This is a genomic window from Kaistia sp. MMO-174, from assembly GCF_037147815.1.
Taxonomy (GTDB): domain Bacteria; phylum Pseudomonadota; class Alphaproteobacteria; order Rhizobiales; family Kaistiaceae; genus Kaistia; species Kaistia nematophila.
The window spans coordinates 492,730-518,194 of record NZ_JBBCUO010000002.1; the positions used below are offsets into that span (position 1 = coordinate 492,730).

General features: G+C 66.4%; 25 protein-coding genes. 10 read left to right on the forward strand and 15 right to left on the reverse strand.

The window, feature by feature from the left end; genetic code table 11:
• The first annotated feature begins 22 nt into the window (after window positions 1-22).
• From WFK98_RS08265 to WFK98_RS08275, 3 genes are all read left to right on the forward strand, one after another.
• Window positions 23-835, forward strand: coding sequence for a TatD family hydrolase (locus tag WFK98_RS08265; RefSeq protein WP_336800319.1), 813 nt, complete (start codon window positions 23-25; stop codon window positions 833-835).
• Window positions 828-1,667, forward strand: coding sequence for an MBL fold metallo-hydrolase (locus tag WFK98_RS08270; protein WP_266337535.1), 840 nt, complete (start codon window positions 828-830; stop codon window positions 1,665-1,667). Before WFK98_RS08265 ends, WFK98_RS08270 begins: the two co-directional genes overlap by 8 nt.
• 124 nt (window positions 1,668-1,791) lie before the next feature.
• On the forward strand, window positions 1,792-2,727 hold the full coding sequence (locus WFK98_RS08275) for a lysylphosphatidylglycerol synthase transmembrane domain-containing protein (RefSeq protein ID WP_266337536.1): 936 nt from the start codon (window positions 1,792-1,794) through the stop codon (window positions 2,725-2,727).
• A gap of 209 nt (window positions 2,728-2,936) precedes the next feature.
• On the opposite strand, the gene WFK98_RS08280 is transcribed toward WFK98_RS08275, so the two are convergent.
• A complete protein-coding gene (locus WFK98_RS08280) occupies window positions 2,937-4,763 on the reverse strand; it encodes a glycoside hydrolase family 2 protein (RefSeq protein ID WP_336799890.1) in 1,827 nt (608 codons plus the stop codon).
• 204 nt (window positions 4,764-4,967) lie between these two features.
• On the opposite strand from WFK98_RS08280, the gene WFK98_RS08285 reads away from it, so the two are divergent.
• Entirely contained in the window at window positions 4,968-5,810 is an 843-nt protein-coding gene (locus tag WFK98_RS08285) for a hypothetical protein (RefSeq protein ID WP_336799891.1), read from the forward strand.
• A gap of 280 nt (window positions 5,811-6,090) precedes the next feature.
• Here the strand turns inward: WFK98_RS08285 and WFK98_RS08290 are convergent, their stop codons facing one another.
• Together WFK98_RS08290 and WFK98_RS08295 are read right to left on the reverse strand one after the other, a co-directional pair.
• On the reverse strand, window positions 6,091-6,633 hold the full coding sequence (locus WFK98_RS08290) for a chloramphenicol phosphotransferase CPT family protein (RefSeq protein WP_336799892.1): 543 nt from the start codon (window positions 6,631-6,633) through the stop codon (window positions 6,091-6,093).
• Window positions 6,634-6,855: 222 nt separating this feature from the next.
• Window positions 6,856-7,554 carry a CDGSH iron-sulfur domain-containing protein gene (locus WFK98_RS08295; RefSeq protein ID WP_266337540.1) on the reverse strand — a complete coding sequence of 233 codons (699 nt, stop codon included), beginning with the start codon at window positions 7,552-7,554 and terminating at the stop codon, window positions 6,856-6,858.
• Between the two features lie 230 nt (window positions 7,555-7,784).
• Between WFK98_RS08295 and WFK98_RS08300 the strand changes: the two genes are divergently transcribed.
• Window positions 7,785-8,498, forward strand: a complete 714-nt coding sequence (locus tag WFK98_RS08300) for a DUF1868 domain-containing protein (protein ID WP_336799893.1) — start codon at window positions 7,785-7,787, stop codon at window positions 8,496-8,498.
• A gap of 84 nt (window positions 8,499-8,582) precedes the next feature.
• On the opposite strand, the gene WFK98_RS08305 is transcribed toward WFK98_RS08300, so the two are convergent.
• Together WFK98_RS08305 and WFK98_RS08310 are read right to left on the reverse strand one after the other, a co-directional pair.
• On the reverse strand, window positions 8,583-9,644 hold the full coding sequence (locus WFK98_RS08305; RefSeq protein WP_266337542.1) for an alkene reductase: 1,062 nt from the start codon (window positions 9,642-9,644) through the stop codon (window positions 8,583-8,585).
• A gap of 182 nt (window positions 9,645-9,826) precedes the next feature.
• On the reverse strand, window positions 9,827-10,264 hold the full coding sequence (locus WFK98_RS08310) for a group III truncated hemoglobin (protein WP_336799894.1): 438 nt from the start codon (window positions 10,262-10,264) through the stop codon (window positions 9,827-9,829).
• A 277-nt stretch (window positions 10,265-10,541) separates the two neighbouring features.
• Here WFK98_RS08310 and rimO point away from each other — a divergent pair, with 277 nt between their 5' ends.
• Window positions 10,542-11,858 carry a 30S ribosomal protein S12 methylthiotransferase RimO gene (rimO, locus tag WFK98_RS08315; RefSeq protein WP_336799895.1) on the forward strand — a complete coding sequence of 439 codons (1,317 nt, stop codon included), beginning with the start codon at window positions 10,542-10,544 and terminating at the stop codon, window positions 11,856-11,858.
• Between the two features lie 39 nt (window positions 11,859-11,897).
• On the opposite strand, the gene WFK98_RS08320 is transcribed toward rimO, so the two are convergent.
• Together WFK98_RS08320 and WFK98_RS08325 are read right to left on the reverse strand one after the other, a co-directional pair.
• Window positions 11,898-12,713 (reverse strand): hypothetical protein, encoded by an 816-nt coding sequence (locus WFK98_RS08320; protein WP_336799896.1) that lies wholly within the window; start codon window positions 12,711-12,713, stop codon window positions 11,898-11,900.
• On the reverse strand, window positions 12,700-13,242 hold the full coding sequence (locus tag WFK98_RS08325; RefSeq protein ID WP_266337546.1) for an RNA polymerase sigma factor: 543 nt from the start codon (window positions 13,240-13,242) through the stop codon (window positions 12,700-12,702). The genes WFK98_RS08320 and WFK98_RS08325 overlap by 14 nt, the downstream gene beginning before the upstream one ends.
• An 84-nt stretch (window positions 13,243-13,326) precedes the next feature.
• Between WFK98_RS08325 and WFK98_RS08330 the strand changes: the two genes are divergently transcribed.
• From WFK98_RS08330 to WFK98_RS08345, 4 genes are all read left to right on the forward strand, one after another.
• A complete protein-coding gene (locus WFK98_RS08330; protein ID WP_336799897.1) occupies window positions 13,327-13,995 on the forward strand; it encodes a tetratricopeptide repeat protein in 669 nt (222 codons plus the stop codon).
• Window positions 13,996-14,147: 152 nt separating this feature from the next.
• Entirely contained in the window at window positions 14,148-14,423 is a 276-nt protein-coding gene (locus tag WFK98_RS08335; RefSeq protein ID WP_336799898.1) for a hypothetical protein, read from the forward strand.
• Window positions 14,424-14,539: 116 nt separating this feature from the next.
• Complete coding sequence (locus tag WFK98_RS08340) at window positions 14,540-15,664, forward strand: type III polyketide synthase (protein ID WP_336799899.1); 1,125 nt, start codon at window positions 14,540-14,542, stop codon at window positions 15,662-15,664.
• 12 nt (window positions 15,665-15,676) lie between these two features.
• The gene (locus WFK98_RS08345) at window positions 15,677-16,252 is read left to right on the forward strand and encodes an isoprenylcysteine carboxyl methyltransferase family protein (protein ID WP_266337550.1); all 576 of its coding nucleotides are present in this window, start codon (window positions 15,677-15,679) and stop codon (window positions 16,250-16,252) included.
• On the opposite strand, the gene WFK98_RS08350 is transcribed toward WFK98_RS08345, so the two are convergent.
• The 8 genes from WFK98_RS08350 to WFK98_RS08385 all read right to left on the reverse strand — a co-directional run bounded on the left by WFK98_RS08350 (window position 16,183) and on the right by WFK98_RS08385 (window position 25,386).
• A complete protein-coding gene (locus tag WFK98_RS08350) occupies window positions 16,183-17,400 on the reverse strand; it encodes an ArgE/DapE family deacylase (RefSeq protein WP_336799900.1) in 1,218 nt (405 codons plus the stop codon). The genes WFK98_RS08345 and WFK98_RS08350 overlap by 70 nt on opposite strands.
• A complete protein-coding gene (locus tag WFK98_RS08355; RefSeq protein ID WP_336799901.1) occupies window positions 17,397-18,671 on the reverse strand; it encodes an allantoate amidohydrolase in 1,275 nt (424 codons plus the stop codon). Before WFK98_RS08355 ends, WFK98_RS08350 begins: the two co-directional genes overlap by 4 nt.
• Complete coding sequence (gene uraD / locus WFK98_RS08360) at window positions 18,668-19,189, reverse strand: 2-oxo-4-hydroxy-4-carboxy-5-ureidoimidazoline decarboxylase (RefSeq protein WP_266337553.1); 522 nt, start codon at window positions 19,187-19,189, stop codon at window positions 18,668-18,670. Before uraD ends, WFK98_RS08355 begins: the two co-directional genes overlap by 4 nt.
• A 98-nt stretch (window positions 19,190-19,287) precedes the next feature.
• A complete protein-coding gene (locus WFK98_RS08365; protein WP_336799902.1) occupies window positions 19,288-20,469 on the reverse strand; it encodes a urate hydroxylase PuuD in 1,182 nt (393 codons plus the stop codon).
• Between the two features lie 184 nt (window positions 20,470-20,653).
• Window positions 20,654-21,724, reverse strand: coding sequence for a BMP family ABC transporter substrate-binding protein (locus tag WFK98_RS08370; RefSeq protein ID WP_266337555.1), 1,071 nt, complete (start codon window positions 21,722-21,724; stop codon window positions 20,654-20,656).
• 89 nt (window positions 21,725-21,813) lie between these two features.
• Window positions 21,814-22,725: an ABC transporter permease gene (locus WFK98_RS08375; RefSeq protein WP_266338173.1), complete on the reverse strand. Its 912-nt coding sequence runs from the start codon at window positions 22,723-22,725 to the stop codon at window positions 21,814-21,816.
• 8 nt (window positions 22,726-22,733) lie between these two features.
• The gene (locus WFK98_RS08380; protein ID WP_336799903.1) at window positions 22,734-23,888 is read right to left on the reverse strand and encodes an ABC transporter permease; all 1,155 of its coding nucleotides are present in this window, start codon (window positions 23,886-23,888) and stop codon (window positions 22,734-22,736) included.
• On the reverse strand, window positions 23,878-25,386 hold the full coding sequence (locus WFK98_RS08385) for an ABC transporter ATP-binding protein (protein ID WP_336800320.1): 1,509 nt from the start codon (window positions 25,384-25,386) through the stop codon (window positions 23,878-23,880). The genes WFK98_RS08380 and WFK98_RS08385 overlap by 11 nt, the downstream gene beginning before the upstream one ends.
• Window positions 25,387-25,465: the final 79 nt, after the last annotated feature.

The following is a 25,465-nucleotide window of genomic DNA, read 5'->3' on the forward strand; positions in this document are numbered from 1 at the left end:
CTCATCCGAACCGTTGAACAGAATGCTGGTCGATAGCCACTGTCATCTCGATTTCGCCGACTTCGATACCGATCGCGAGGCGCTGATGCAGCGCGCCCGGGACGCCGGGATCGGCCTCATGGTCACCATCTCGACCCGCGTCCGCCAGTTCGACAGGATCCGCGCCCTCGCCGAGGCGCATGACGAAGTCTACTGCTCGGTCGGCACCCATCCGAACAGCGCGCATGAGGAGCCGGACATCACGACCGACGAACTGGTCGCGCTGTCGGCCCATCCGAAGGTGGTTGCGATCGGCGAGGCCGGGCTCGACTATTTCTACGGCGCCGAGCACAAGCTGCTGCAGGCGCAGGGGCTGCGCCGTCATATCGCCGCCGCCCGCATCACGCAGCTGCCGCTGGTGATCCATGCCCGCGACGCCGACGCCGACATGATCGCGATCCTGCGCGACGAGATGGGGAAGGGGGCCTTCCCCGCCATCCTGCACTGCTTCTCGTCCGGTGCGGAGCTGGCGAAGGTCGGCCTGGAGCTCGGCCTCTACGTCTCCTTCTCCGGCATCCTGACCTTCAAGAGCGCGCAGTCGATTCGCGATGTCGCCGGCTTCGTGCCGATGGACCGCCTGCTGGTGGAGACCGACGCGCCCTATCTCGCCCCCGTGCCGCATCGCGGCCAGCGCAACGAGCCGGCCTATGTGCGCGACACCGCCGCCGTGCTGGCCGAGGTCAAGGGCGTGTCGGCGGAGACGATCGCCGAAGCGACGACGGAGAACTTCATGCGTCTCTTCACCAAGGTGCCGCGCGACGCGCTGGCAGGCCCCACGGCGGTGCCGCATGGCTGAGGGCGGGGCAGGGGCTGTCCGGGCCGATCGGCTGCGGATCACGGTGCTCGGCTGCGGCGCATCGCCCGGCGTGCCGCGCATCGGCAATGACTGGGGCGCGTGCGACCCGTCCAACCCGAAGAACCGGCGCACCCGATCCTCGATCCTCATCGACGCCTTCCGTGGCGATCACCCCTATCCGACGCGGATCCTCGTCGATGCCGGCCCCGACGTGCGCAACCAGCTGCTCGACGCGCGCGTCGATCGCGTCGACGCCGTGCTCTTCACCCATCCGCATGCCGACCATACGCACGGCATCGACGACCTTCGGTCGTTCTGGCTCGATACCCACCGCCTGGTGCCCGTCTATTCCGACGATTTCACGCAGGAGCGGCTGGAGGAGGCGTTCGGCTATTGTTTCCGGACGCCGGCCGGCGGCAGCTATCCGCCGATCCTCGGCCGGACGCGGATCGAGGCAGGGCAGGGCTTTTCGATCGACGGTCCGGGAGGCAAGGTCGACATCCTGCCGATCCGCCAGATTCATGGCGACATCGACAGCCTCGGCTTCCGGATCGGCGGCTTCGTCTATTCGAGCGATATCAGCGCCATCCCCGACGAAAGCCTGCCGCATTTCGCCGAGATGCAGCTCTGGATGGTCGATGCGTTGCGCTGGCGGCCGCATCCGAGCCATTTCAGCGTCGACGACACGCTCGCCTGGCACGAGCGCCTGCGGCCGCGCAAGACGATCCTGACCCACATGCATGGCGATCTCGACTACGCGGCCCTTGCGGCGCGCATCCCTGGCGACGTCGAGCCGGCCTACGACGGAATGGTATTCTCGCTCGGCCTCTGAGCGGCATTAACCATGGGATGCCGTATTCGTCGCACTGGCCCGACCGAAAAGGACATGCCAATCTCGGAATCATAACAGCGGCGGACCATCGGGAACCGGCGCCCGGGAAAGGGGATACTGCTTAATGAAGAGCCGAAACGCGGCTTGGTCCGTCTTCGGGATCGGCGCAGTCGCCGTATCGATCTACATCCTCTACCGCGAGTTTCGTCGCATCTCGTTCGCTGAAGTGGCGGACAGTCTCGCCGCGATAACGCTCGGAAACTGGGCTCTGGCGATCTGCGCCACCCTCGTCGCCTATGCCGCGCTCGCCTGGTACGACCGGATCGCCATCCAGCATCTCGGCAAGAAAGTCTCCTGGCTCTTCATCTCGCTCTGCTCGTTCACGACCTATGCGCTGTCGCATAATATCGGCGCATCTGTGATCTCCGGCGCCGTGGTGCGCTACCGGGCCTATTCGACGCGCGGCCTGACGGCCCAGGAAATCGGCCTCCTCATCGTCTTCTGCTCCTTCACCTTCGCGCTCGGCACCGTGCTGATGGGTGGCTTCGTGCTGACGATCGAGCCGCATATCGTCCGCCGGCTGGTGGACGTGCCGGACTGGGTGTCCTTCAGCGCCGGCATCATCCTGCTCGCCATGGTCGGGCTCTATGCCCTCGGTTCCTGGCGGCACTTCCCGCCATGGCAGTTCAAGCGCTTTACGCTGCAATATCCGCGCTTGCCGATCGTCACGCGCCAGATGCTGGCAGGGCCGCTGGAACTCGCCGCCGCTGCCGCGATCATTTATTTCGCACTGCCGGCAGCCGGAAATCCCGGCTATCTCGTCATTCTCGGCGTGTTCCTCGCCTCGTTCACGCTCGCGCTTCTGTCGCATGCGCCCGGCGGTCTTGGCGTGCTGGAGGTGACCTTCCTGGCGGCGCTCCCTGAGCTCAATCCCAACGACGTTCTGGCCGCGCTGATCGTCTTCCGGCTGCTCTACCTGCTCATTCCATTCGGCTTCGCGCTCATCGTCGTGCTGCTATTCGAAAAGACGCAGCTTGGCCGCAAGGACTCCGAGGCGTAGCGGGCAGGGCGGGGGAGGTGAACTGCCCTGCTCTTCCACGGCCGCAGGGTCGATCGGTGCGGCCGTTCCGATTCCTCGTAAGCGCATTTTTATAATATATATCAATTAATTATTGGCGGATCCTGATCCGTTTTATAGCTCCCGAAATAATTGAGGCCGCGGCGATGTCTCGTCCGCGGCCTCGTTGTTTTCACCTCGAAGGCCGGTGATCAGGCCTTGGCTTTCCCGTGCCGGGCAAGCCAGCGGGCGTTGTAGCCCAAGGGATCCTGCGGCAGCCGTTCGACCGGAACGCCGAGATTGGCGGCGCGGATGCGGGCGATGTCGGCCTTGGGCTTGCGCTCCATCGTCAGGACTCCGTTCTGTTCCTGATAGGTGTCGGTCAGCTGCGTGTAGCAATAGCCCGCGAGCAGGGTCGATTCCGTCGTCGGGCGCAGCACGTCGGCATAGCGGACGAGGAAGTCGTCGGCGTCCTTCGCCTGGCTGTAGCCCCAGCCGGCTTCCTGGCCCATGAAGAAGGCGATACCGCCAAACTCCGTCAGCATGACCGGCTGGCCCGCCCAGGCATGGCCCTCGAGAGCAAGGGCGCGGCCCGCCGAGCGGAAGGTCGTCAGCGTGTCGCGGAAGACCGTCTCCGAGCGATAACGGCCATCGAGTACGTCGCCGCTATGGTGGTAGTCGTGCACGGCGAAGATGTCGGTCGCCATCTGCTCCCAGCCGTCATTGCCGCTCACCGGCCGCGACGGATCGAGGGACTTGGTGAGATGGTACAGCGCCTGCTGGTAGCTGCGCTGGCGCGCGTCGTGGGGCAGCTCGGGAATGCCCCAGGACTCGTTGAACGGCACCCAGGCGACGATGCAGGGATGCGAATAGTCGCGCTCGATCGCTTCCTGCCACTCGGCCGAAAGGCGCGTGATTGCCTCGGTCGAGAAGGAGTATGCGCTCGGCATCTCCTCCCAGACCAGCAGACCGAGCACGTCGGCCCAGTAGAGATAGCGCGGGTTCTCGATCTTCTGGTGCTTGCGGGCGCCGTTGAAGCCCAGTTGCTTCGTCAGTTCGACGTCGCGGCGGAGTTCCTCGTCGCTGGCCGTCATGATGCCTTCGCGCCAGTAGCCCTGGTCGAGCACCAGGCGGAGGAAATAGGAACGGCCGTTCATGACGAAACGGCCATTCGCGGTCGAGACGCCGCGCATCGCCGTGTAGCTCTTGACCGCATCGACGACATTGCCGGCGGCGTCGATCACCGCCACTTCGGCGTCGATCAACTGCGGATGCTCCGGCGACCAGACATATTCGGCGCGCGCGTCATCGATGCCGGGGTCGGGGAGGGCGAGCACGCGGCGGGTGTCCTTGCCGGTCAGCGCATATTCGTCCTCGACCAGCACCCGCCCCGCGAGTGAAAGCTTGACCTTGAGCCGGCATCCGGACGGCCGCGCGACGCGCGCATCGAGGCGGATCTCGAAGCGGGCGAAATCGGCCGTCCAGTGCAGGCGGTCGACATGGCTTTTGCCGACGCGCTCGATCCAGACGCTCTGCCAGATGCCGGTCGTACGCGGATACCAGATGCCATGCGGAGCCGCGAGCCAGTCCTGCTTGCCGCGCGGCTTGTGCATGTCGGCCGGGTCGTCCTCGGCGCGCACGACGATCTCGAACGACCGCCCCTTGATCAGGGCGCCGAGCGCGATGGGGACGGGCGTGTGGCCGCCTGTATGGGAGGCGGCGTGCTGGCCGTCGATCCAGATGTCGCTGATATAGTCGATGGCGCCGAAATGCAGGATCAGGTCGTGCGCGTCATCCGGCGCTAGGCCCTCGGGCAGTTCAACCGTCCGGCGGTACCAGACAACCGGGTGAAAACCCTCGTCCCGAATGCCGCTGCGCGGCGATTCCGGCACGTAGGGCACGTTGATCGTGAGCGGGAAATCCGGCTGATCCGGCCGCTGCCATTGCGCGGCATCGTCATAGGCGAACTGCCAGGCGCCATCGAGCAGCTGCCACTGGCTGCGCTCCATCTGCGGGCGCGGATGGGTACTGTAGATCAAGGAATTTCCTCCAATTCCAGCACGACAAGACGCAGTCGGGCGTCGGCGCAACGTCAGGACGCGGCGCCGTTTGGCCCAAGGGCAGGGGACTGCCCTCCTCCATTCTGCGATGACCGTCTCGATCAATGGTATTATGATAAGATTGACGAATTGGGGTGTCAAATCGGGAGCCGAAACGCCCAAATTCGAGGCGAAAATGGCCGAATGCCGCCAAATCAGCGCGCCGGGGTCGCGGCTTCGCCCGAAAGCGGCCCCATTGAGGCCGGGAATCAGGGGCCTAATGCGTCCATCGCTCCGCTGAGCAGAGGAACCGCCATGGATATCAACGACGAGCTTTCCGAGAAGACGTTTCCGCGCGTGCCGCGTCTGGTGCTGCTGGGATCGGCCTCGCTCGCCGCCGTGCTTTGCGCCGGCTTCGTCGCGAACGCCATGCTGACCCGGTCGCAATTGCCGGCGTCGAGCGCGCCGGCGACCGCGCAGATGTATGTGTTGCCCGAGGAAGGCGCATCCGACACGGCGGCCGCGCCGATCCTGGACGCCGATCCGCTGCCGACGGCCGAAGTATCGCCCGACACCACCACGCCGCAGGCCGAGACAAAGGTGGCCGCCATTCCGCCCAAGCCGCTGAGCAAGCCGGCTGAAGCCAGGGTCACCGAAGCCAAGACCGGTCCGGCCAAGCCTCGCTGCGAGGCCGATGAGTGCGTCTCGTGGGAGACGACCGTCAACAAGGCGCTGGCAGCCTCTGCGAGCCCTGGTGAGGCGCGGGTGATGCCGCCGCACGGCACGATGCAAGCTGTTGGTCCGCAGCCCATGCCGGCTGCCATAGAGCCGCCGATGACCATTCCGCAAGATGAGCCGATGCTGATCGAGCGCGAGGCATCGACCGTCGGCGGCCTGGCCAAGTCAGCGGCTACGAGCGTTGTCACGCAGAGCGGCCGGCTGGTCGACAACCTGATGCGCTGGAGCGACAAGACCGTGACCAAGCTGGTGACGCCGCCGCGCTGGGCCTCGGCGGATGAAACGCCATCGACGTCGCCGACACCGTAGCCGGCAGGCGACGCATCACGCTCAAGGTTTGCGGGCGGCAGATCGGCTAGACCCGTCAGGCCGCAGCTCAATCCCCAGCCAGCCCGGGTATCCGATATAGTTCCATAATATATCTTATGCGAATTGAGGATGTTGGAGTGGAGCTGGGACGTTGCACGACATCGAAGTCCCCTCAACCGCCATAGAGCCCTTCGCAGAACGGCGGTACGCTCTCTGTGACACCGGAGCGGCTGGAGCGTTGAGCGCGTCGTCGTCGTGACCGTGTTGCCGCAGGCCCGCGTCAGCCCCGCTGTCGGGTGAAGCTCGATACGCGGCGGTCGCTACGCCAGGCGGTGAGCAAGGCCTCGACATTGGCGTCGACGCTGTCCGTCGAGTTCAGCTCGATGTCGTATGCCTTGCCGACATGGATGGTCTCGTAATCCTGACGGGCGCTGCCAATCGGCCGGTCGCCGCGCGCCGCCTCTCTCTCGACCAGAAGCCCCAGCGGACAATGGACGCCGGCGAAGAACACGTCGTGCTGCGCAAGCAGCCTCGCCAACATCTCCAGCCAGTTTTCCTTGTCGAGGATGTGCTCGAGGATCAGGTTGTTGCCGGCGTCCGCATAGGCCTTCAGGGAGCCGTGGAAGCCGTCGAAGAAGGCCGACCGGGCGTCGGCCCAGCGAAACTCGCCGCTCTTGAAGCGTCGCGTCGGCAGCACGCCGGCGTCGCGCAGATGATCGATCGAGATATGCCAGAACGGCATCTCGATCCGGTCCTGCAGCGCCTTGGCGATGGTCGACTTGCCGGAGCTGGATGCGCCGTGGAGAAAAATGATCTGTGCCATCCCGGCCTCCTGCTGGTTGAGACGCGGGATATGGCAGCCCTGTGACGGCAGCAAGACGCTTCATGGGCGGATGCTGCATTCTCCTCCATATCATTGATATGACGTCGTTTTATTCGATCGGGCAGGGCGGATCAACGCTGGCTCCGATATTCCAGGGCGAGGCGGGAGGCGAGCGCCCTGCCCGGTTCCTGCGCCCTCCTCTGCCGCTGCGATGGCGGCAGGTCAGCGATCCTTGAAGCCAATCGAGGCATGTGTCCCGTCGCAGAACGGCTTGTTGGCCGATTGGCCGCAGCGGCACAACGTCATCCGGTTCCGGGTCTCGTAAGGCGTGCCGTCAGCAGCTTCGACGGGAATGCCGCCTCGCACCCAGAGCGGCCCGGCGACGCCCTTCTGCGGGTCCTCGACGATCACGATTGAGGGCGGCAGTTCGGGCTCGACCGGTTGGCGCGTCCCGTAGTCCCAGGCGACCAGCCGGCCGGAAGGACATTGGCCGACCTGCCGGACGAAGGCGGCGCGCTCGGGTTCTAGCCTCGCCTCTGACACTGTGTTCCAGACTTTGCCGTCGCGATCGCAGAAGCGCGCGAAAGCACAGAGCGACTCGGCGTCGGTGAGCGCCAGCGCCGGTCCGTCGATCTCCTGCGCCATAACTGCGTAGGACCGTCTGGCGGCCGTCTCGTCGCCGACGAAGCCGATGCGCGTGTGGGTGTCGTCACAGAACGGCTTGGTCGCCGAACGGCCGCAGCGGCAGAGCTTGTAGGCCACCGTCGCCGGCTCGATCGTTTCGATCTCGACCCACTCGACGGAATCGCCCGCCGCGTTGGCGCCGATGGCCTGTCGGCTCAACGGAACCCGCCCACGAACCAGATACGGCCCGTCCTTCGTGACGGTGATCTTCATGCCGGATGCAGCGTTGTTGTTCACGGTGCGGTCCTTCCGGAGAATGGCCAAATCGACCCGCAGCGGATCGCGACGCGGTCCCAGGGCAGGCGCACGGTTTCAACTGGCGTTCCGAAGGAGAGATTCAATCCAGGGCAGTGCCGTGCTGCGGATCGGCTCGGTCGGGCGGGGACCAAGTCCCTGCCCCGTCATGTGCGCTTCATCGTCTCCGGGATAGCTGCCACATTCCCGCAAACCGCACGGTCCCCTGCATCATGACATCGATTCTCTCAGACAGCCGGCTCAACCGCTATTCGGCCGCGACGCAGACAGAGCCGCCCCGGCATCTGGGCCGTCGTTACGACCGGAGCGGCACCTTCCTGTCCGAACCCGGCAATACCGTCGTCTGCCATCTGGTCGAGGGATCGCCGTCGCAGCAGGCGATCGTGGAAGTCCGCCGCCGCATGCAGGCTGAGCCCGATGCCGGCCGCCTGGCGTTCACGCCTGTATCCAGCCTCCACATGACGCTGTTCCAGGGCATCATCGAATATCGCCGCAGCTTGCCGTTCTGGCCGTCCGACATGCCGCTCGACACCGACATCGACGTCATGACGGCTCACTATCGGGACAAGCTGAAGGATTTTCACGGCGCCGGACCGTTCCAGGTCCGTGTGATCGACGTCGTTCCGACCGGACTGACCGTCGCCGGCGCCACCGACGAGGACGAACGACGGATGCGGGCGTGGCGTGACGCCTTCGCCGAGGCGTTCGGCTACCGCCACCCCGACCATGACGACTACGTCTTCCACGTCACTCTCGCCTACATGATCGACTGGCTGGCCGAGGATCGGCTTTCGGCGTGGGAAGCGCTGTTCGACGACTGCCTCGGCCTGCTCGCGCGCGAGGCGCCGATCCTCGAACTGCGGCCGCCGGCCTTCTGCAGCTTCGAGGACATGAACCATTTCGAGGAACGGCTGGTCCTGGAATAGGGCCCGCTGCGATTGGCGAGGGCCGGATCGTCGCCCTGCCCTCGCCGCCGCATATGGACGTTCGTGTCCCGCGCCCCGCCGGCCCTACTCGGCCGCCTCGAGCGCCGGATAGTCGGTGTAGCCCCTGGCGCCCGGCGTGTAGAAGGTCGAGGCATCCGGTTCGTTCAGCGGCGCGTCGATGGCGAAGCGCTTGGCGAGGTCGGGCGACGCGATGTACTTGCGGCCGAAGGCGACGGCGTCGGCCGAGCCTTCCCGGATCAGACGCTCGGCGTCGGCCTTGCTCATCCGCTCATTGGCGATGACGACGCCGCCAAAGGCCCGCTTGATCTCGGCAAGGAGGCTGTCCGGCTCCTCGCGCTCGATCACGAACAGGAAGGCGATGCCCCGCCGCTTCAGCTGTTCCGCCAGATAGGTGAACAGGGCGCGCGGGTTGCTGTCGCCCATGGCATGGTCGTCGCCGCGCGGCCGGATATGGGCGGCGACGCGATCCGGTCCCCAGACCGATATCGCCGCGTCCACGATCTCCAGCATGAGCCGGGTGCGGTTCTCGATCGAACCGCCATACTGGTCGGTGCGATGGTTGCTGCTGTCCTGCAGGAACTGGTCGAGCAGGTAGCCATTGGCGCCATGCACGTCGACGCCGTCGAAGCCGGCTCGCTTGGCGTTCTCGGCGCCGCGACGGAAATCCTCGATGATGCCGGGGATCTCGCTCGTCTCCAGAGCGCGCGGCACGACATAGGGACGGATCGGACGCAGCAGGCTGACATGGCCGGGGATTCGGATGGCCGAGGGCGCGACCGGCAGATCGCCGCCGAGCAGTTCGGGATCCGAAATGCGGCCCACATGCCAGAGCTGAGACACCATCCGCCCTCCGGCGGCGTGAACGGCATCGGTGACCTGCCGCCAGCCTTCAACCTGGGCGTCGGACCAGATGCCGGGCGTGCCTAGATAGCCCACGCCCTGCGCGCTGACGCTGGTCGCCTCGCTGATGATGAGGCCGGCATTGGCGCGCTGCGCGTAATATTCGGCCATCAGCTTGTTCGGGACGCGCTCGGCCCCTGCCCGGCTGCGCGTCAGGGGAGCCATGACAATGCGATTAGGCAGGTGAAGCGCGCCGGCCTGAAGCGGCTCAAAAAGCAGGGACATGCGGGACGAATTCCTTGGCGTCACAAGTTGTCAGTTTTCCTGACCACTATAGGGCGTATGGCGACGGCTGCAATCGCCGATCGAGAGCGTCTCGAGCAAAGTGGATACCGGCTCGCGTGAAGAAGACGCGGCCAGACAAAGAACCGGAACCCCTCCGTGCCCCCATGAAACACGGAAGGGTTCTAGCCCGGACGCGGCATCTTGAAGGCATGGCGCGGCGCGCGGAATTCGCCCCGCACGCTGCCAATGCCGAGCTCGAAGCTGTCGGCGATGCGGTTGGCGCGATCGATGAAGATGGCGGCGCCATCAGGCGGCATGATTTCGCTCGCCGTGGCGCGGAAGAGCGCCAGCCAGCGGTCGAAATGCGCCGCCTCGATCGGCAGGCGCAGATGCTTCTGCATCGGCCGGCCCTGGTAGCGGCCGGTTCTGAGCACGACGTTCGACCAGAAGGCGCAGAGCTTGTCGAGATGCTCGGGCCAGTCATCGACCTGGGCCTCGAAGATCGGGCCGATCAAGCTGTCGCGGCGGACGCGGTCGTAGAAGGTGTGCACGAGGGTCTTGATCGACGCTTCATCGACGCCGGGAATGGCCACCCCAAATCCGCTGGTCTCGCCGGTCATGATCCACTCCGCTGCGTCCGAATGCCTCTCAGCTAGGCGGTAGCCCCCTGCCCCACAAGCCCCGCGTGACAAGCAGCCGCAAGCCGCGCCAAGGTTTCACAGGCCCCGCCAAGGATTCAATTGACAGACCGGGGCCTCTCCGACATCTAGGCGACCAGAAATAGAACAATGAAAAGGTAGCCCGTCCCGTCGACCCTGTCCGCGCCCCTGGCGCGGCGCGCCTGACGCCTGTCGCACCGGACCAGCCACCGACCAACCACGACCGAGACATGCCCGCATGAACAGCGAAGCGCCGCGCATTTCCTTTGTCAGCCTCGGCTGCCCCAAGGCCCTGGTCGATTCCGAGCGGATCCTGACCCATCTGCGCGCCGAGGGTTACGAGCTCTCGCGCCATCATGACGGCGCCGATGTCGTCATCGTCAACACCTGCGGCTTCCTCGACAGCGCCAAGGCGGAATCGCTCGAAGCGATCGGCACGGCGATGAAGGAGAACGGCAAGGTGATCGTCACCGGCTGCATGGGCGCCGAGCCCGAGCAGATCCGCGAGGCGTTCCCCAACGTGCTGGCGATCACCGGTCCGCAGCAATATGAGAGCGTGCTCGGCGCGGTGCACACCGCCGTGCCGCCGGCGCACGACCCGTTCGTCGACCTGGTGCCGCCGCAGGGCATCAAGCTGACCCCGCGCCACTACGCCTATCTGAAGATTTCCGAGGGCTGCAACAACCGCTGCTCCTTCTGCATCATCCCGAAACTGCGCGGCGACCTCGTCAGCCGCCCGGCCGGCGACGTGCTGCGCGAGGCCGAGCGCCTGGTGAAGGCCGGCGTCAAGGAGCTGCTCGTCATCTCGCAGGATACGAGCGCCTATGGCGTCGACATCAAGTACGAGGCCAGCAAGTGGCGCGACCGCGAGGTGCGCGCGAAGTTCCTCGACCTGTCGCAGGCGCTCGGCGAGCTCGGCGCCTGGGTGCGCATGCACTATGTCTACCCCTACCCGCATGTCGACCAGGTCGTCGAGCTGATGGCCGAGGGCAAGATCCTTCCCTATATCGACATCCCGTTCCAGCATGCGAGCCCGAACGTCCTGAAGGCGATGCGCCGTCCGGGCAACCAGGTGAAGACGGCCGACCGCATCCATAAGTGGCGCGAGATCTGCCCGGACCTCGCCGTGCGCTCGACCTTCATCGTCGGCTTCCCCGGCGAGACGGACGAGGATTTCGAATTCCTGCTCGAATGGCTGGACGAGGTGAAGCTCGACCGCGTCGGCTGCTTCAAGTTCGAACCGGTCGAGGGCGCGCCGGCGAACGAGCTGGCCAATCCGGTTCCGGAAGAGGTCAAGGAAATCCGCTGGCACCGCTTCATGAAGCGGCAGCAGGAAATCAGCGCCAAGCGCCTCGCCAAGAAGGTCGGCCGCCGCATCCCAGTCATCATCGACGAGACGACGGGCCTGACCGCCAAGGGCCGCACGGTCTGGGACGCGCCGGAGATCGATGGCGCGATCCACCTGACGTCGCGCCGTCCGATGCGCGTCGGCGAAATCTATACGGCCAAGGTCGAGAGCGCGGACGCCTACGACCTGCACGGCGTGGTCGTCTGATTGGCTGGGGGGCCTTGCGGCGCCGGGCCCCTCGCCCTATCAGCCGGTGACCTTCTGGGCGAGCGCCTGCAGGCGCTCCGCCGGCGCGCGGCCGATCAGGAGCCGCGCCTGTCCGCCCGAAGCCCAGTGAACTACGGTGAATCCGTCGAGTTCCTCCGTGGTCGGCGCCCTCTCCCTCTGGTCGGGGTCGGCGATCACGCAATAGGCGATCGGCCCGTGCTGCGGATCGAGATAGGCGATCTGCACCAGCGGGCGGCCATGGAAATCGAAGAGCTGCGCGCCGCGGAACGACAGTCCCGGAAACGCGTCCGGCACGGATGACAGGTCGACGCCGAGCTTGGCCGACGCGGCCTGGAGTTCTGCCGCCGCGCGCTCGGGCGTCGGCGTCAGGGCCAGCGTGTCCGCCGTCGTCAACGACCAGTATTCCGCCACCGCCTGCCGCCAGCCCTCTGCCGCGGCCTCGGTCACGGCCGCGTCTCGATCGACCCGGCCGCTGAGCGACATGCCGACCACCCCGCCGAGCACGAACAGGGCGAGCGCAGCCGCGACGAGCCGAGGCTGCCATTTCGGTAGGCTCCAGCTGCGGGCGCGCGGCCGTTCGAGCACGAGTCGGGTCTCGTCGGACGCGATCGCGGCGGCAAGCCGCGCTTCGAGCCGCGCGCGCGGGGCGTCGGCGCCAAGGGCGGCAAAGGCCGGCGCGATCAAACGCCCGCCCCGCTCGATCCGCTCCAGCCGGGCCAGGAGCGGCTGGTCGCTCGCAAGCCGCGCCGCCAGCTTGTCCCGCTCCTCGACCGACAGCGCGCCGTCGAGATAGGCGATCAGCCTCGCATCGTCCGGATGACTAGTGTCCGTCATCGCCGCCTCGTTCTGTCTCCTCGCGCCGCTCCGTCGCGTCCGACAATCCGCCGAGCCGCTCGCGGACCGTCGCGAGCCGGCTCATCACCGTGCCGATCGGAACACCCAGGAATTCGGCCGCCTCGCGGTAGGAGAACCCTTCGGCATAGACGAGCAGCACGGTCTCCCGCTGCGCCTCGGCCAGCTTTCCGATCTCCCTTAACACTTGGGAGGCAAGAATATTCGTCTCGATCTCGTGACGACCGTCGACGACCAGCGCGATCTCGGCATCGACGATCCCGGCGCCCTGGCGGACGCGCTGGGAGCGCAGCTCATTGATCCAGATCGAACGCTGGATGGCGAACAGCCAGCGGTCGAGCCGCGTGCCGGGAAGGAACTGGTGCGACCGCTCCAGTGCGCGCACGCAAGTAGCCTGGACCAGATCTTCGGCAGTATCGCGGTTGCGCGACAGGACGAGCCCATAGCGCCAGAGCGCTTCGAGATGAAGCGCGAGGTCCGCCTTCACAGCATCGTGATCCGTTCTCGACATGGGCTACCGAATAGGGCTCCCGCCCCTGCTGTTCTTGCCGCGACTCTCGTCTCACGGGCGAGAGGAAACCAGTCGGAGGGTCCGATGACAACCATGTTCGAAAAGACAACGCGTTCCGTGCTGACGCTCGCCTTCATCGGCCTGCTGGCCTCGACCGGCGCCGCCCTCGCCTCCAGTGGAGGAGGTGGAGGAGGCGGAGGTGGTGGCGGCGGCGGCGGGGGCGGTGGTGGTGGGGGTAGCAGCGGCGGAGGCGGAGGTGGCGGCAGCAGCAGTGGAAGCAGCAGCGGCGGCGGTGGCAGCAGCCATTTCATGCCGTCCAACCAGGTCTGCAAGCGCGGCATGGTCTACAACATGAACCTGCAGCGTTGCGTCAAGGCGCAGCATAGCGGCCTCGATGACAAGCAACTGCTGCAACAGGGCCGTCAGCTGGCGCTGGCCGGCTATTACGACAACGCCCTCGACGTCCTCGACGCCGTGCAGGACAAGCACGACGCCGTCGTGCTGACCTATATCGGCTACAGCCACCGCAAGAAGGGCGATACCGATGTCGGCATCGACTTCTACAAGCAGGCGCTGGCGATCGATCCCAACAATGTGAATACCCATGAATATCTGGGTGAAGGCTATGCCAGCGCCGGTCGCACGGAATTGGCCCAGGCCGAGTTGGTCGTCGTGCAGAAGCTGTGCGGCAACACGGAATGCGAGCAATACGAGGAACTCGCCTCCGCGTTGGCGGGCAAGCCGGTCGAATAGGCGGGATCCGGCACAGAAACCGGCGGCGCCGTCTCGGATGCCGCCGGTTCGCGCGTCACCACTTCGTGACCCGAGGGGCGCGTCGCGGATATCGAATAGTGCGTCGGCAAGGACTAGCCTCCCGTCGGCACCACGCCGACGGAGACATGCCGATGAACTCGGTACCAGCCCGTGCCCCTCTCGCGATCTCGTGTGTCGCCCTGCTCAGCCTGGCCGCGACGGCTCCGGCCTTCGGCTATTGCGGTCATGGTAGGACGGTTCATGCGCGCATGCCGCCATGCGGCAACCAGCAGATCTGGGACACCCAGTTCCAGCGCTGCCTTTCCTATAGCGCGCACGGCCCGCCCGATCAGCAAGCCTGGCCACGGGGGCCGAGCTGGGCTTCGAACTACAATTACGGCCGGGCCATGACCGACTGGAACCAGTAGTCGCGGTCTGCAGGCCGTGCGGTCCAGACACGATACCGATCGACACCGGCCGCCGAGTTGGCTACCGCGGCGCGCGGCGCGTGCCGGATGCGAATCCCTGACCTGGAGAGATAGGCATGAACCTGATCCGGTTTCCGAGCGCCGCCATGACTGCGCATGCCGGCAGTCCCACGGTGGCGGCGACGCTGCGATCGCTGGTGACGGTGGTGCCCCCGCATCGGATCCCGCAATCCGTGGCCAAGGAACGGGCGCGCGAGGTGTTCGGCTCGCGCATGCCCTTCTTCGACCAGTTGGAGCAGGTGTTCGATAACGCCGCCATCGAGGCGCGCTACAGCTGCCTGCCGGTCGAGTGGTTCCTGGGGCCGGCCGATTTCGAGGAGAAAACCCGGCTCTACCAGCAGCACGCGACCACCCTCGCCCATGACGCCGCCCGCCTGGCGCTCGAGCGGGCGCACTTGCAACCGCAGGATATAGACGTCATCGTCTTCGTCTCCTCGACCGGCATCTCGACGCCCAGCATCGAGGCGCGGCTGATGAACAGGATCCCCTTCCGATCGGATGTGATGCGGCTGCCGATCTTCGGGCTCGGTTGCGCCGGTGGCGTACTGGGGCTGACCCGCGCGACCCAGATGACCCGCTCGCAGGCAGGGCTCCGCTGCCTGCTCATCGTTGTCGAGCTGAGCAGCCTCGCCTTCCGCTATGATCGGCTGACCAAGAGCAACCTCGTCGCCAGCGCGCTGTTTGGCGACGGCGCGGCGGCGGCGGTCATCAGCAGCGACCCGCGCGACGCCGGCTCTCCGGCGCTCGGCATAGGCGGCGAGCATTCCTGGGCGAACACGCTCGACGTCATGGGCTGGAACATCGACGCGAACGGCTTCGACGTGATCTTCCAGCAGAGCATCCCGCAGATCATCGCCGAACACTATCCGGCGGCCCTCGACGGCTTTCTCTCCCGCCACGGCTTGACGCGCGCCGATATCGACCGGCCGTGCTGCCATCCGGGCGGCGCCAAGGTCATGGACGAGCTGGAGAAGGTGTTCGACTATCCGAAATTCGGCCTCGACGCGGAACGGCGCGTGCTGGCGGCCTATGGCAACATGTCGGCGCCCACGGTGCTGTTCGTGCTGGAAGACCTGCTGAAGACCGGTCGGCGAGGCGATATGCTGGCTTCGTCGCTGGGGCCTGGCTTCACGGCGGCGTTCCAGATGGTGACGCTCGGCGGAGAAGCCGGCGAAGCATAGGAAGGACCCACGATGCTGGGATGGGCCTATTGGCTGCTCATCGCCGTCGCGCTGCAGCGCCTCGTCGAGCTGGCGCGCGCCAACCGCAACACGCGCCGCCTGCTTGAGCTCGGCGGACGTGAGGTCGGGGCGGAGCACTATCCCCTGATCGTGGCGCTGCACGCCTGCTGGCTGTTGGCGCTGACCCTGCTGACCTCGCCGGATCCGCCGGTCAACTGGGGCCTGATCGCCGTGTTCGCGCTGCTGCAGGCCCTGCGGATCTGGGTTCTGGCAAGCCTCGGTCCCTACTGGACGACCCGCATCATCACGCTCGACGACGCGCCCCTGCAACGCAAGGGGCCGTACAGGTTCATGCGGCACCCCAATTACCTGATCGTCGCGCTCGAAGTGCCGCTGCTGGCACTGATCCTCGACCTGCCGGTGGTGGCTCTGGTCTTTGGCGCCATCAACCTGCTGTTGCTCGCCGTCCGCATCCAGGTCGAGGGCCGGGCGCTGGCGGCGCGGCGGCACATGCCGGATCAGGCAGAGAGCAGGTCCTCCAGCGCCAGCGCGACGATCTCGGTCGCGGCGCGCAGGTCCGACAGCTGAAGGTGCTCGTCGGTCGAATGCGCCCTCGCCTCCAGGATGGAGCGCGGCCCGGCGCCATAGAGGATGGTCGGGATGCCGGCCGCCGAATAGTGGCGTGCGTCGGTATAGAGCGGCACGCCGGTGGCCTCGATCTCCAGCCCCAGCACGGTCCTGGCCGGCCCCTGCACAGCCTCGACCAACCGCTCGACGCCCGGCAGCGGCCGCAGCGGTTCCGCCAGCATGATCCGGCGACACTCGACCTCGACGCCTTCCATGTCGGGCGTGGCCGCCTCGATCAGTTGGATCAGCTCGGCCTCGACGGCTTCGCCCTGTTCCTCCGGGATCAGGCGACGGTCGATGCGGAAGGCGATCCGGTCCGGCACGACGTTCGTATTGATGCCGCCCGAGATCAGCCCGACGGTGATCTGCGGCGAACCGATGCCGCGCTCGGTCGAGACCCGTTCCAGCAGGCGACGGCGTTCGGCATAGATGGCGGCGAGGATCGGCGTTGCCGCTTCGAGCGCGTCGACGCCCGAAGAAGGCATCGCGGCATGGGCCTGCCTGCCGCGCACGACGACTTCAAGATGCAGCGCGCCATTATGCGCCGTGGTGATCGCGTAGGAGAAGCCGGCGGAAATCGCGTATGTCGCCTTCGACAGGCCGTGCGCCAGCAGCCATTGCGGCCCGACGAAGCCGCCTGTCTCCTCGTCATAGGTCAGATGCAGCTCGACGCCGCCGTTGAGCCGCTTGAACGACCGATCCAGCGCCAGCAACGCGAACGCATAGGTGGCGAAGTCGGATTTCGAGACGGCCGCGCCGCGCCCGTACACGGCGCCATTGCGCTCCTCCGCGCCATAGGGATCCGTCGTCCAGCCATTACCGGGCGGCACGACATCGCCATGCGCATTGAGCGCGATGACAGGCCCCTCGCCGGTGCCGAAGGTCTTGCGGACGATTAGGTTGGTGACGCTCTTCATGCCGTGCTGGCGGACGAACGGCTCCGGCACGGGATGCTGCTCCACCGTGAAGCCGAGCCTTTCCAGCGCTATGGCGGTCGCTTCCGCATGCGGGGCGCAGTTGCCGGGCGGATTGTCGCTCGGTATCTGGATCAACGCCTTCAGGAAGGCGACCTCACGCTCCCAATTGGCGGCGACGGCGTCGCGGATCATGTCGCCTCTTCCTGTCGGGCCAGTTCGAGAATGGTCTCGACCAAGGCCTCGACCGCGGCGCCCATGTCGTCCTCGGTGACGAACTCGGCCGGGTTGTGGCTGATGCCGCCCCGGCAGCGCACGAAGATCATGCCGTATTCACAAAGATGCGCCATCGAAAGACCGTCATGGCCGGCGCCGGAAAGAAGCCGCTGCGCCGGCTTGCCCATGACCTCCGAGGTCGCCGCCTCGATCGCCGCGGTCAGCCGCGGGCCGCAGGGCGCGAACGGCTTTTCCAGGTAGGTATCGAAGCTCAGCGAGACCTGGCGCACGGCCTCGATCTTGCGCGCCAGCGACAGCATCGCCGAAACCGCGTCGCGGCGCGCGTCGTCGGTCGCGGCGCGGACGTCGAGCGTCAGGCGCACCTCGGCCGGAATGACGTTGGAGGCGCCGGGCAGCACGTCCATCTGGCCGACCGTCGCCACGAGCGCGTTCCTGCGGTCCTTGCGGGCGATGGCCTCGATGCCGACGATCAGTTCCGCCGCCGCCGCCAGCGCATCGCGCCGCATCGGCATCGGCACGGTGCCGGCATGGCCGGCCTCGCCGCGGATGCGGATATGGTGACGGCTCTGGCTGGCAATGGCGGTGACGACGCCGAGCGAGGCATTGGTGCGTTCCAGCACGGGCCCCTGCTCGATATGAACCTCCAGGTAGCCGAGCACGGAATCGGCCGGATAGGCCTCGGCGGCGAGGCCGTCTGGATTGCCGCCGAACGCGGTCAGCGCGTCGCGCATCGTGACGCCGGCGCGATCGGTCTGGTCCAGCGTCGCCGTCTCGAAGACGCCGGCTGCGATCGCCGAGGAGGTGAGCGTGATCGGGAAACGGACGCCCTCCTCGTCGCCGAACGCGAGGATTTCGAGCCCGAACGGCAGCGCGATGCCGCGCGCCTTCAGCGCCTCGACGGCGAGCAGGCCGGCCACGACGCCGAAATTGCCGTCATAGCGGCCGGCATCGATGACCGTGTCGATATGCGAGCCGATCAGCAGGGACTTGTTGCCGCTGCGTCCTGACCGGCCGGGCGGCAGCGAGCCGCGCACCGTGCCGGAAGCGTCCATGCGGGCGGAGAGACCCGCCTCGCGCATCCAGCCTTCGACCAGTTCGGCGGCGCGCTTGTGCTCGGGCGTCAGGTAGAGCCGGGTCAGATTGTCGGGGCTGGCGGAGATCGCGGCGAGCGCGTCGATCATCTGCTGCGCGCGTTTGCCGGTCGCGCGGATGGCGGCTTTGTCGGTCATGCTGAAACACGGTCCTCGAGGCGGAAACGGATGATCCGCTGGACCTGCGTCAAGGCGGTCGCGAATTCGATGTCGGCGGGATTGTCGAGGCGGGCCTCGAAGGCGGCGAGCACCTGGTCCTTGGTGGCGCCCTTGACGGCGAGGATGAAGGGAATGCCGTAGCGGTCGCGGTAGGTGGCGTTCAGGCGGGAGAAGCGGTCGTATTCGTCCGCCGTCATCCGGTCGAGGCCGGCGCCGGTCTGCTCGTTGCGGGATTCCGGCGCCAGTTCGCCGGCGATCGCGGCGCGACCGGCGAGATCGGGATGCTCGCGCAGAAGCGCCAGCTGGGCTTCCTGCTCCGCCTCCGCCACCGCCTCGACGAAGGCGGCTACCATCGCGGTCCGGTCGGGATAGGGCCGCGCCCTCTCCGCCACCTTCGCCACCCATGGCGAGTGTTCGGCGATATCGCCGAAACTCGCCACGAAGGCGTCTTCATCCATGCGGTTTACCGCGGCGAGCGTCAGCGGTTGGGTCGACATTTCATCCCGGTTTCAGGAAACGCGCCGGATGGGCCGGTGCGCTTTCGAGCGAAGTGTGGCGGGGTTCGCGTCAGAAAAACGCGACCAAGCCAAACCCTCTAATGGCTTTGCAGCCACGCGCCAAGCCTCTTGCGGTCTTCCTCGGTCATGCCGCGCTCGTTGCCGAGCGGCATGGCGGTGCCGTTCACGGCCTGCGCCAGGATCTGTTCCTTGTGCGCCTTCAACTGGTCGGTCGAGGTCAGGATGACGCCCTTGGGCGGCGCGTCGAAGCCGTCATGCGTCGGCTTGGCCGAATGGCACATGGCGCAATGCTGTGCCGTGAGCGTCAGCACATCGGCATCCGAAACCATCAGGCTGGGATCGATCTCAGTCGGCCGCGGCGCCGTCATCACCAAGAGGACGCCGAAGGCGACGGCCGCCGCCGGGATCGTCCAGGCGAACTTCTTGAACGGATCATGCGCCTCGTGCCGGTTGAGGAAATGACGGATCGAGCCGCCGAGCAGCAGCACGAAGGCGACGAGGATCCAGCTCTGCGGATGGCTGGAGAGCATGGGATAATGGTTCGACACCATCATCAGCAGCACGGGAAGCGTCAGGTAGTTGTTGTGCACCGAGCGCTGCTTGCCGATGGCGCCGAGGCGCGGATCCGGCTTCTCGTGCTTCAGGAGCGAGGCGACGATCTTCTTCTGGTTCGGGATGATCACGCCGAAGACGTTCACCGCCATGATCGTGCCGATGAAGGCGCCGACATGGATCAGCGCGCCGCGACCGGAATAGACATGGGTGAACATGTAGGCGGCGCCGACGATCAGCACGAACAGGCAGACCGCGAGAAGCGGTGTGCTGCGGCCGATGATCGACTTGCAGAGCTGGTCGTAGATCACCCAGCCGCCGGCAAGCGACAGCAACGAGATGACGATCGCCTGCGACGGGAGCATCGGCAGGATCGACTTGTCGATCAGATAGGTGTTGGCGTTCCAGTAATACTGGACGGTCAGGAGCAGAAAGCCGGTGACCCAGGTTAGGTAGGCTTCCCACTTGTACCAGATCAGGTCGGAGGGCAGCGCCGGCGGCGCCACCAGGTATTTCTCGACATGATAGAACCCGCCGCCATGCACCTCCCAGGCGGTGCCATAGACGCCCTCCTTCATATGCTCGCGCTTCTTCAGCGAGAGGTCGAGCGCGATGAAATAGAAAGAGGCGCCGATCCAGCCAATGCCCACGATCATGTGGGCCCAGCGGATCAGGAGGTTCAGCCAATCGACGACGAATGCGGACATCTGGCGGTGATCAGTCTCGTTGGGGTGCCGGTTGCGTGTGGGCGCGCACCTACCGGTTCCGAGAAAGCGGAGTTGTTTCGAGGCGCTCCCCGCTGCGGCTAGGCAGCCGGGGCGCGGGATCCCTGGATCCGGGGAGGATCTCCCGGACGCGGCGCGAGGCCGGTCCGGGAGATGGGGCGTGCCGTTACTGCGGCAGCTTGTCGTCGATGCCCTTGACGTACCAATTCATGCTCAGCAGCGTGCCGTCGTCGAGGTTCTTGCCCTCGCCGATCGCCTCGGTGCCGTCCTGCTTGAAGATCGGGCCCTTGAACGGATGCAGCGTGCCGGCCTCGATCTCGGCCTGCGTCTTCTTGGCGGCGGCGACGACATCATCCGGCAGGTTGGTGTAATCGGCCATGTGCAGGATGCCGTCCTTCAGACCGTCCCAGATCTGCTCGGACTTCCAGGTGCCGTCGAGAACCGCGTTGACGCGCTTCACGTAGTACGGGCCCCAGGTGTCGATGATCGCGGTGTACTGCGCCTTGGGCGCGAACTTGTACATGTCGTGCGCCTGGCCGAAGCCATGCAGGCCGCGCTCCTGGGCGATCTGCAGCGGAGCCGGCGAATCTGTGTGCTGGGCGATGATGTCGGCGCCCTGGTCGAACAGCGCCTTGGCGGCGTCAGCTTCCTTGGCGGGGTCGAACCACGAATTGACCCAGACGATCTTCAGCTTGAAGTCGGGATTGATCGACTGCGCGCCGAGCATGAAGGAGTTGATGCCCATCACGACTTCGGGGATCGGGAACGAGACGATATAGCCGGCGACACCCGTCTTCGACTGCTTGGCGGCGATCTGGCCGGCAATGTAGCGGCCTTCATAGAAGCGCGCATTGTAGGTGCCGACATTCGGCGCCGTCTTGAAGCCGGTGGCGTGCTCGAACTTCACGTTCGGGAACTTCGCGGCAACCTTGATGGTCGGGTCCATGAAGCCGAACGAGGTCGAGAAGATGATCTGGCAGCCGGAACGGGCCAGCCGCTCGAGCGCGCGCTCGGCGTCAGGGCCTTCGGCAATGCTCTCGACATAGGAGGTCTCGACCTTGTCGCCGAGTTCCTTTTCGACCATCTGCCGGCCGACGTCGTGGCCTTCGCTGTAGCCGCCGTCATTGTGCGGGCCGACATACATCCAGCATGCCTTGAGCTTGTCAGCAGCCCCGGCGGAGCCGATGCCGATGGCGAGCGCGACGACGGCCGTCGCGGCGGTGAGAAGTTTCTTCATTGCCTGGTCCCCTCTGGCACTAACCAATTGCGATCCACTCGATCGGAACCCGGCCGCGGATCGCTGCGGCATGTCCCGGATGGCGTTCCCTACCGGTCGGGAACGAATGACTGCCCCAGCGCCGCCGGCGTATTGGCGCGGACCAGCGCGCGGTTGCGCGAAATGATCACCAGCACGATGACCGTGGTGAGGTAGGGCAGCGCCGACAGGAACTGCGACGGCACGCCGACGCCGAGAGCCTGGGCGTGCAATTGCAGGATGCTGACGCCGCCGAAGAGCAGAGCGCCGATCGCCACGCGTCCTGGCAGCCAGGTGCCGAACACCACGAGCGCCAGTGCGATCCAGCCGCGGCCCGCCGTCATCGCCTGCGTCCATTGCGGCGTGTAGACGAGAGAGAGATAGGCGCCGGCAAGGCCCGAGCAGGCGCCGCCGAACAGCACCGCCATGAAGCGGACGCGGATGACGCTGTAGCCGAGCGCATGCGCCGAGACGTGGCTGTCGCCAACGGCGCGCAGGATCAACCCGCCGCGCGAGCGGAACAGGAACCACGACACGGCGATGGTGATCGCGACGGCGAGATAGGTGAGCGGATCGAGCCGGAACAGGAGGCCGACGACCGGCAGGTCGCTCAAGCCGGGGATCGAGACGCGAGCGAGGCCGGCGCCGGGCACGCCAACGAAGGCGTCGCCGATCAGCCCCGAGAGGCCGAGCCCGAACAAGGTCAGCGCCAGGCCGGAGGCGACCTGATTGGCGACGAAGATCAGCGTCACGACGCCGAACAGGGCCGCCATGGCGACGCCGGCGACAATCGCGCCGACGACGCCGAGCGCGATGTTGCCGGTCGAATGCGCCACCGCGAAGCCGATGACGGCGCCCATCGCCATCATGCCCTCGACGCCGAGGTTGAGCACGCCCGAGCGCTCGGTGACCAGTTCGCCGATCGAGGCGAACAGGAGCGGCGTGGCGGCCGTGATGATGGTGAGGAGGATGCCCTCGAGCATGAGCGCGGTCATGACGACACCGTCCCTGCCTGCATCGCCGGCGTCCTGACGATCTGCAGGCGATAGAAGATGAAGCTGTCGCACGCGAGCACGAAGAAGAGCAGCATGCCCTGGAATACCCGGGTCGTCTGGTCGGACATGCCGAGCGCGATCTGCGCGCCCTCGCCGCCGAGATAGGAAAGCGCCAGCAGGAAACCGGCGAAGATCGCGCCAATCGGGTTCAGGCGTCCGAGGAAGGCGACGATAATCGCGGTGAAGCCGTAGCCGGGCGATACCGACGTGCGCAGCTGGCCGATCGGGCCGGCGACCTCGCAGATGCCGGCCAATCCCGCCAGCGCGCCCGAGATCAGGAAGGTCAGCAGCACCATCCGGTTCTGGCTGAAGCCGGCGAAGGCCCCTGCCCTCGGCGCCTGGCCGAGCACCTTGATCTGGAAACCCATCTTGGTCCAGCGCATCAGGAACCAGGCGGCGAAAGCGGCGACGAAGACAAAGATCAGGCTGATGCGGATATTGGTGCCGAACAGGGTCGGCAGCAGCTGCCCGCCATCGAACGGCCGGCTATCCGGAAAATTATGGCCTTCCGGATTGCGCCAGGGACCGCGCGCCAGCCAGTCGAGAAAGAGCTGCGCCACATAGACCAGCATCAGGCTGGTCAGGATCTCGTTGGTGCCGAAGCGGATCTTCAGGAGCGCCGGGATCGCGGCATAGGCCATGCCGCCCAGGATGCCGAGCGCGAGCATGGCCGGGAGCATGAAGGGCCCGTGCCAGTCGGGGAAGAAGATCGGCAGGAAGGAGCCTGTGATGGCGCCGACGGCGATCTGGCCTTCGGCGCCGATGTTCCAGGTGTTCGACAGGTAGCAGAGCGACAGGCCGATCGCGACGAGGATGATCGGCGTCGCCTTGGCGACCAGTTCCTCCAGCGACCATAGCTCCGTCAGCGGCTCGATGAAGAACACGTAGAGGAAGCGGCCATAGTCGATGAAGCCCTGCTGCAGCGCGCCGAAGAAGCCGCCGGTCTCCGGGTTGGACAGGTCGACCGTCGACAACCGCCAGACGATGACGATCAGCGCGCCGCCGATCAGCGTCAGCAGCAGCGCCAGCAACGGTGAAAGATAGGCCATGGCGGCGGAGCGTTCGCTGCGCCGTACCAACTCAACCCGCATGTGCTGCCCCCCGGTCGGCCGCAACCGGCTCGCCCATACCACCCATCAGCAGGCCGATTTCCTCGCGCGTCAACCCGGAGGTCGGACGCGACGGCGAAAGATGTCCCTTGGAGATCACGGCGACATGGTCGGCAATTTCAAGAACTTCATCGAGATCCTGGCTGATCACCAGGATGGCGGAACCCGACCGGGCCAGGTCGATCAGCGCCTGGCGGATGATCGCCGCGGCGCCCGCGTCGACACCCCAGGTCGGCTGGCTGACGACGAGGACCCCCGGCTGGCGGTCGATCTCGCGCCCGACGACAAATTTCTGCAGATTGCCGCCGGATAGCGATCCCGCCTCCGGATCCGGCGTGCCCTTGCGGACATCGAAGGCGCGGCTGACCCGGTCGGCCAGCTGGCGCGAGGCATCGGGATCGAGCACGCCGCCGCGCAGCAGATGATCGCCGGTCGAATGGCGGGTCAGGAGCACGTTGTCGGAGAGCCGCATGCGCGGCACGGCGCCATGACCGAGCCGCTCCTCCGGCACGAACGCAGCGCCGAGGCGACGCCGCGACGTGACGCCGACATCGCCGCATGGCTTGCCGTCGATCGAGATCGAGGCGGCCGTGCCGGCGGTGCGCTCGCCGGAGAGGGCGTCGAAAAGTTCGGACTGGCCGTTGCCGGCGATGCCGGCGATGCCCATCACCTCGCCCGCCTTCACCTCGAGCGAGATGCCATGCAGCGCGACGGCGAAGGGATGCGGCTGCGGCAACGACAGATTGGCGACCGAGAGACGGGTGCGGGTGTTCTGCGGCGGCGGCAGGTCGGAGGAGAGCTTGCGCACCTCGGCGCCCACCATCATGGTCGCGAGCCTGGCGGCGGTCTCTTTCTGCGGGTCGCATTCCGACACGACCTTGCCGTGGCGCAGGATCGTCGCGTGATGGCAGATCCGCTTCACCTCTTCAAGGCGGTGGCTGATGTAGAGCACGGCGCAGCCGCGCGCCGTCAGCTTGTCGAGCGTGACGAACAGGTCGTCGGCCTCCTGCGGCGTCAGCACCGAGGTCGGCTCGTCCATGATGATCAGTTCGGGGTTCTGCAGCAGGCAGCGGACGATCTCGACCCGCTGCCGCTCGCCGACCGAGAGATCGGCCACCACCGAGGACGGGTTGAGCGGCAGGCCGTATTCGGCCGAGATCTTCTCGATCTCGCGCGCCAGCGCGGCGCGGCTCTTCCGGTCGGAGAGCGCGAGCGCGATGTTCTCGACGACGGTCAGCGCCTCGAACAGCGAAAAGTGCTGGAACACCATGCCGACGCCGAGCTTTCGCGCGGCGGAGGGGCTGGCGATGCCAACCGGCTTGCCCTTCCAGAGGATGTGCCCCTCGGTCGGCTGCAGGACGCCGTAGAGGATCTTGACCAGCGTCGACTTGCCGGCGCCGTTCTCGCCGAGAAGCGCGTGAATCTCGCCGGGGCGGATAGCCAGGTCGATGGTGTCGTTGGCCTTGAAGGCGCCGAACATCTTGGTGATGCCGACCGCGTGCAGAAGCGGCGGGCTCTCCGGCCGTTGCCGGCTCGGCGCCGCGCTGTCCGCACGTCCC

Excerpts from the sequence above, each read along its gene's own strand:
- WFK98_RS08270 (WP_266337535.1), top strand. The coding sequence starts at position 828 with ATGGCTGAGGGCGGGGCAGGGGCTGTCCGGGCCGATCGGCTGCGGATC.
- WFK98_RS08305 (WP_266337542.1), bottom strand. The coding sequence starts at position 9,644 with ATGTCCCTGCTTTTTGAGCCGCTTCAGGCCGGCGCGCTTCACCTGCCT.
- WFK98_RS08275 (WP_266337536.1), top strand. The coding sequence starts at position 1,792 with ATGAAGAGCCGAAACGCGGCTTGGTCCGTCTTCGGGATCGGCGCAGTC.
- WFK98_RS08320 (WP_336799896.1), bottom strand. The coding sequence starts at position 12,713 with ATGACGGACACTAGTCATCCGGACGATGCGAGGCTGATCGCCTATCTC.
- WFK98_RS08365 (WP_336799902.1), bottom strand. The coding sequence starts at position 20,469 with ATGTCCGCATTCGTCGTCGATTGGCTGAACCTCCTGATCCGCTGGGCC.
- WFK98_RS08310 (WP_336799894.1), bottom strand. The coding sequence starts at position 10,264 with ATGACCGGCGAGACCAGCGGATTTGGGGTGGCCATTCCCGGCGTCGAT.
- rimO (WP_336799895.1), top strand. The coding sequence starts at position 10,542 with ATGAACAGCGAAGCGCCGCGCATTTCCTTTGTCAGCCTCGGCTGCCCC.
- WFK98_RS08330 (WP_336799897.1), top strand. The coding sequence starts at position 13,327 with ATGACAACCATGTTCGAAAAGACAACGCGTTCCGTGCTGACGCTCGCC.
- WFK98_RS08385 (WP_336800320.1), bottom strand. The coding sequence starts at position 25,386 with ATGTTCGGCGCCTTCAAGGCCAACGACACCATCGACCTGGCTATCCGC.
- WFK98_RS08350 (WP_336799900.1), bottom strand. The coding sequence starts at position 17,400 with ATGATCCGCGACGCCGTCGCCGCCAATTGGGAGCGTGAGGTCGCCTTC.
- WFK98_RS08380 (WP_336799903.1), bottom strand. The coding sequence starts at position 23,888 with ATGCGGGTTGAGTTGGTACGGCGCAGCGAACGCTCCGCCGCCATGGCC.
- WFK98_RS08285 (WP_336799891.1), top strand. The coding sequence starts at position 4,968 with ATGCCGCCAAATCAGCGCGCCGGGGTCGCGGCTTCGCCCGAAAGCGGC.
- WFK98_RS08345 (WP_266337550.1), top strand. The coding sequence starts at position 15,677 with ATGCTGGGATGGGCCTATTGGCTGCTCATCGCCGTCGCGCTGCAGCGC.
- WFK98_RS08290 (WP_336799892.1), bottom strand. The coding sequence starts at position 6,633 with ATGGCACAGATCATTTTTCTCCACGGCGCATCCAGCTCCGGCAAGTCG.
- WFK98_RS08340 (WP_336799899.1), top strand. The coding sequence starts at position 14,540 with ATGAACCTGATCCGGTTTCCGAGCGCCGCCATGACTGCGCATGCCGGC.
- WFK98_RS08375 (WP_266338173.1), bottom strand. The coding sequence starts at position 22,725 with ATGCTCGAGGGCATCCTCCTCACCATCATCACGGCCGCCACGCCGCTC.
- WFK98_RS08325 (WP_266337546.1), bottom strand. The coding sequence starts at position 13,242 with ATGTCGAGAACGGATCACGATGCTGTGAAGGCGGACCTCGCGCTTCAT.
- WFK98_RS08370 (WP_266337555.1), bottom strand. The coding sequence starts at position 21,724 with ATGAAGAAACTTCTCACCGCCGCGACGGCCGTCGTCGCGCTCGCCATC.
- WFK98_RS08335 (WP_336799898.1), top strand. The coding sequence starts at position 14,148 with ATGAACTCGGTACCAGCCCGTGCCCCTCTCGCGATCTCGTGTGTCGCC.
- uraD (WP_266337553.1), bottom strand. The coding sequence starts at position 19,189 with ATGTCGACCCAACCGCTGACGCTCGCCGCGGTAAACCGCATGGATGAA.
- WFK98_RS08265 (WP_336800319.1), top strand. The coding sequence starts at position 23 with ATGCTGGTCGATAGCCACTGTCATCTCGATTTCGCCGACTTCGATACC.
- WFK98_RS08300 (WP_336799893.1), top strand. The coding sequence starts at position 7,785 with ATGACATCGATTCTCTCAGACAGCCGGCTCAACCGCTATTCGGCCGCG.
- WFK98_RS08355 (WP_336799901.1), bottom strand. The coding sequence starts at position 18,671 with ATGACCGACAAAGCCGCCATCCGCGCGACCGGCAAACGCGCGCAGCAG.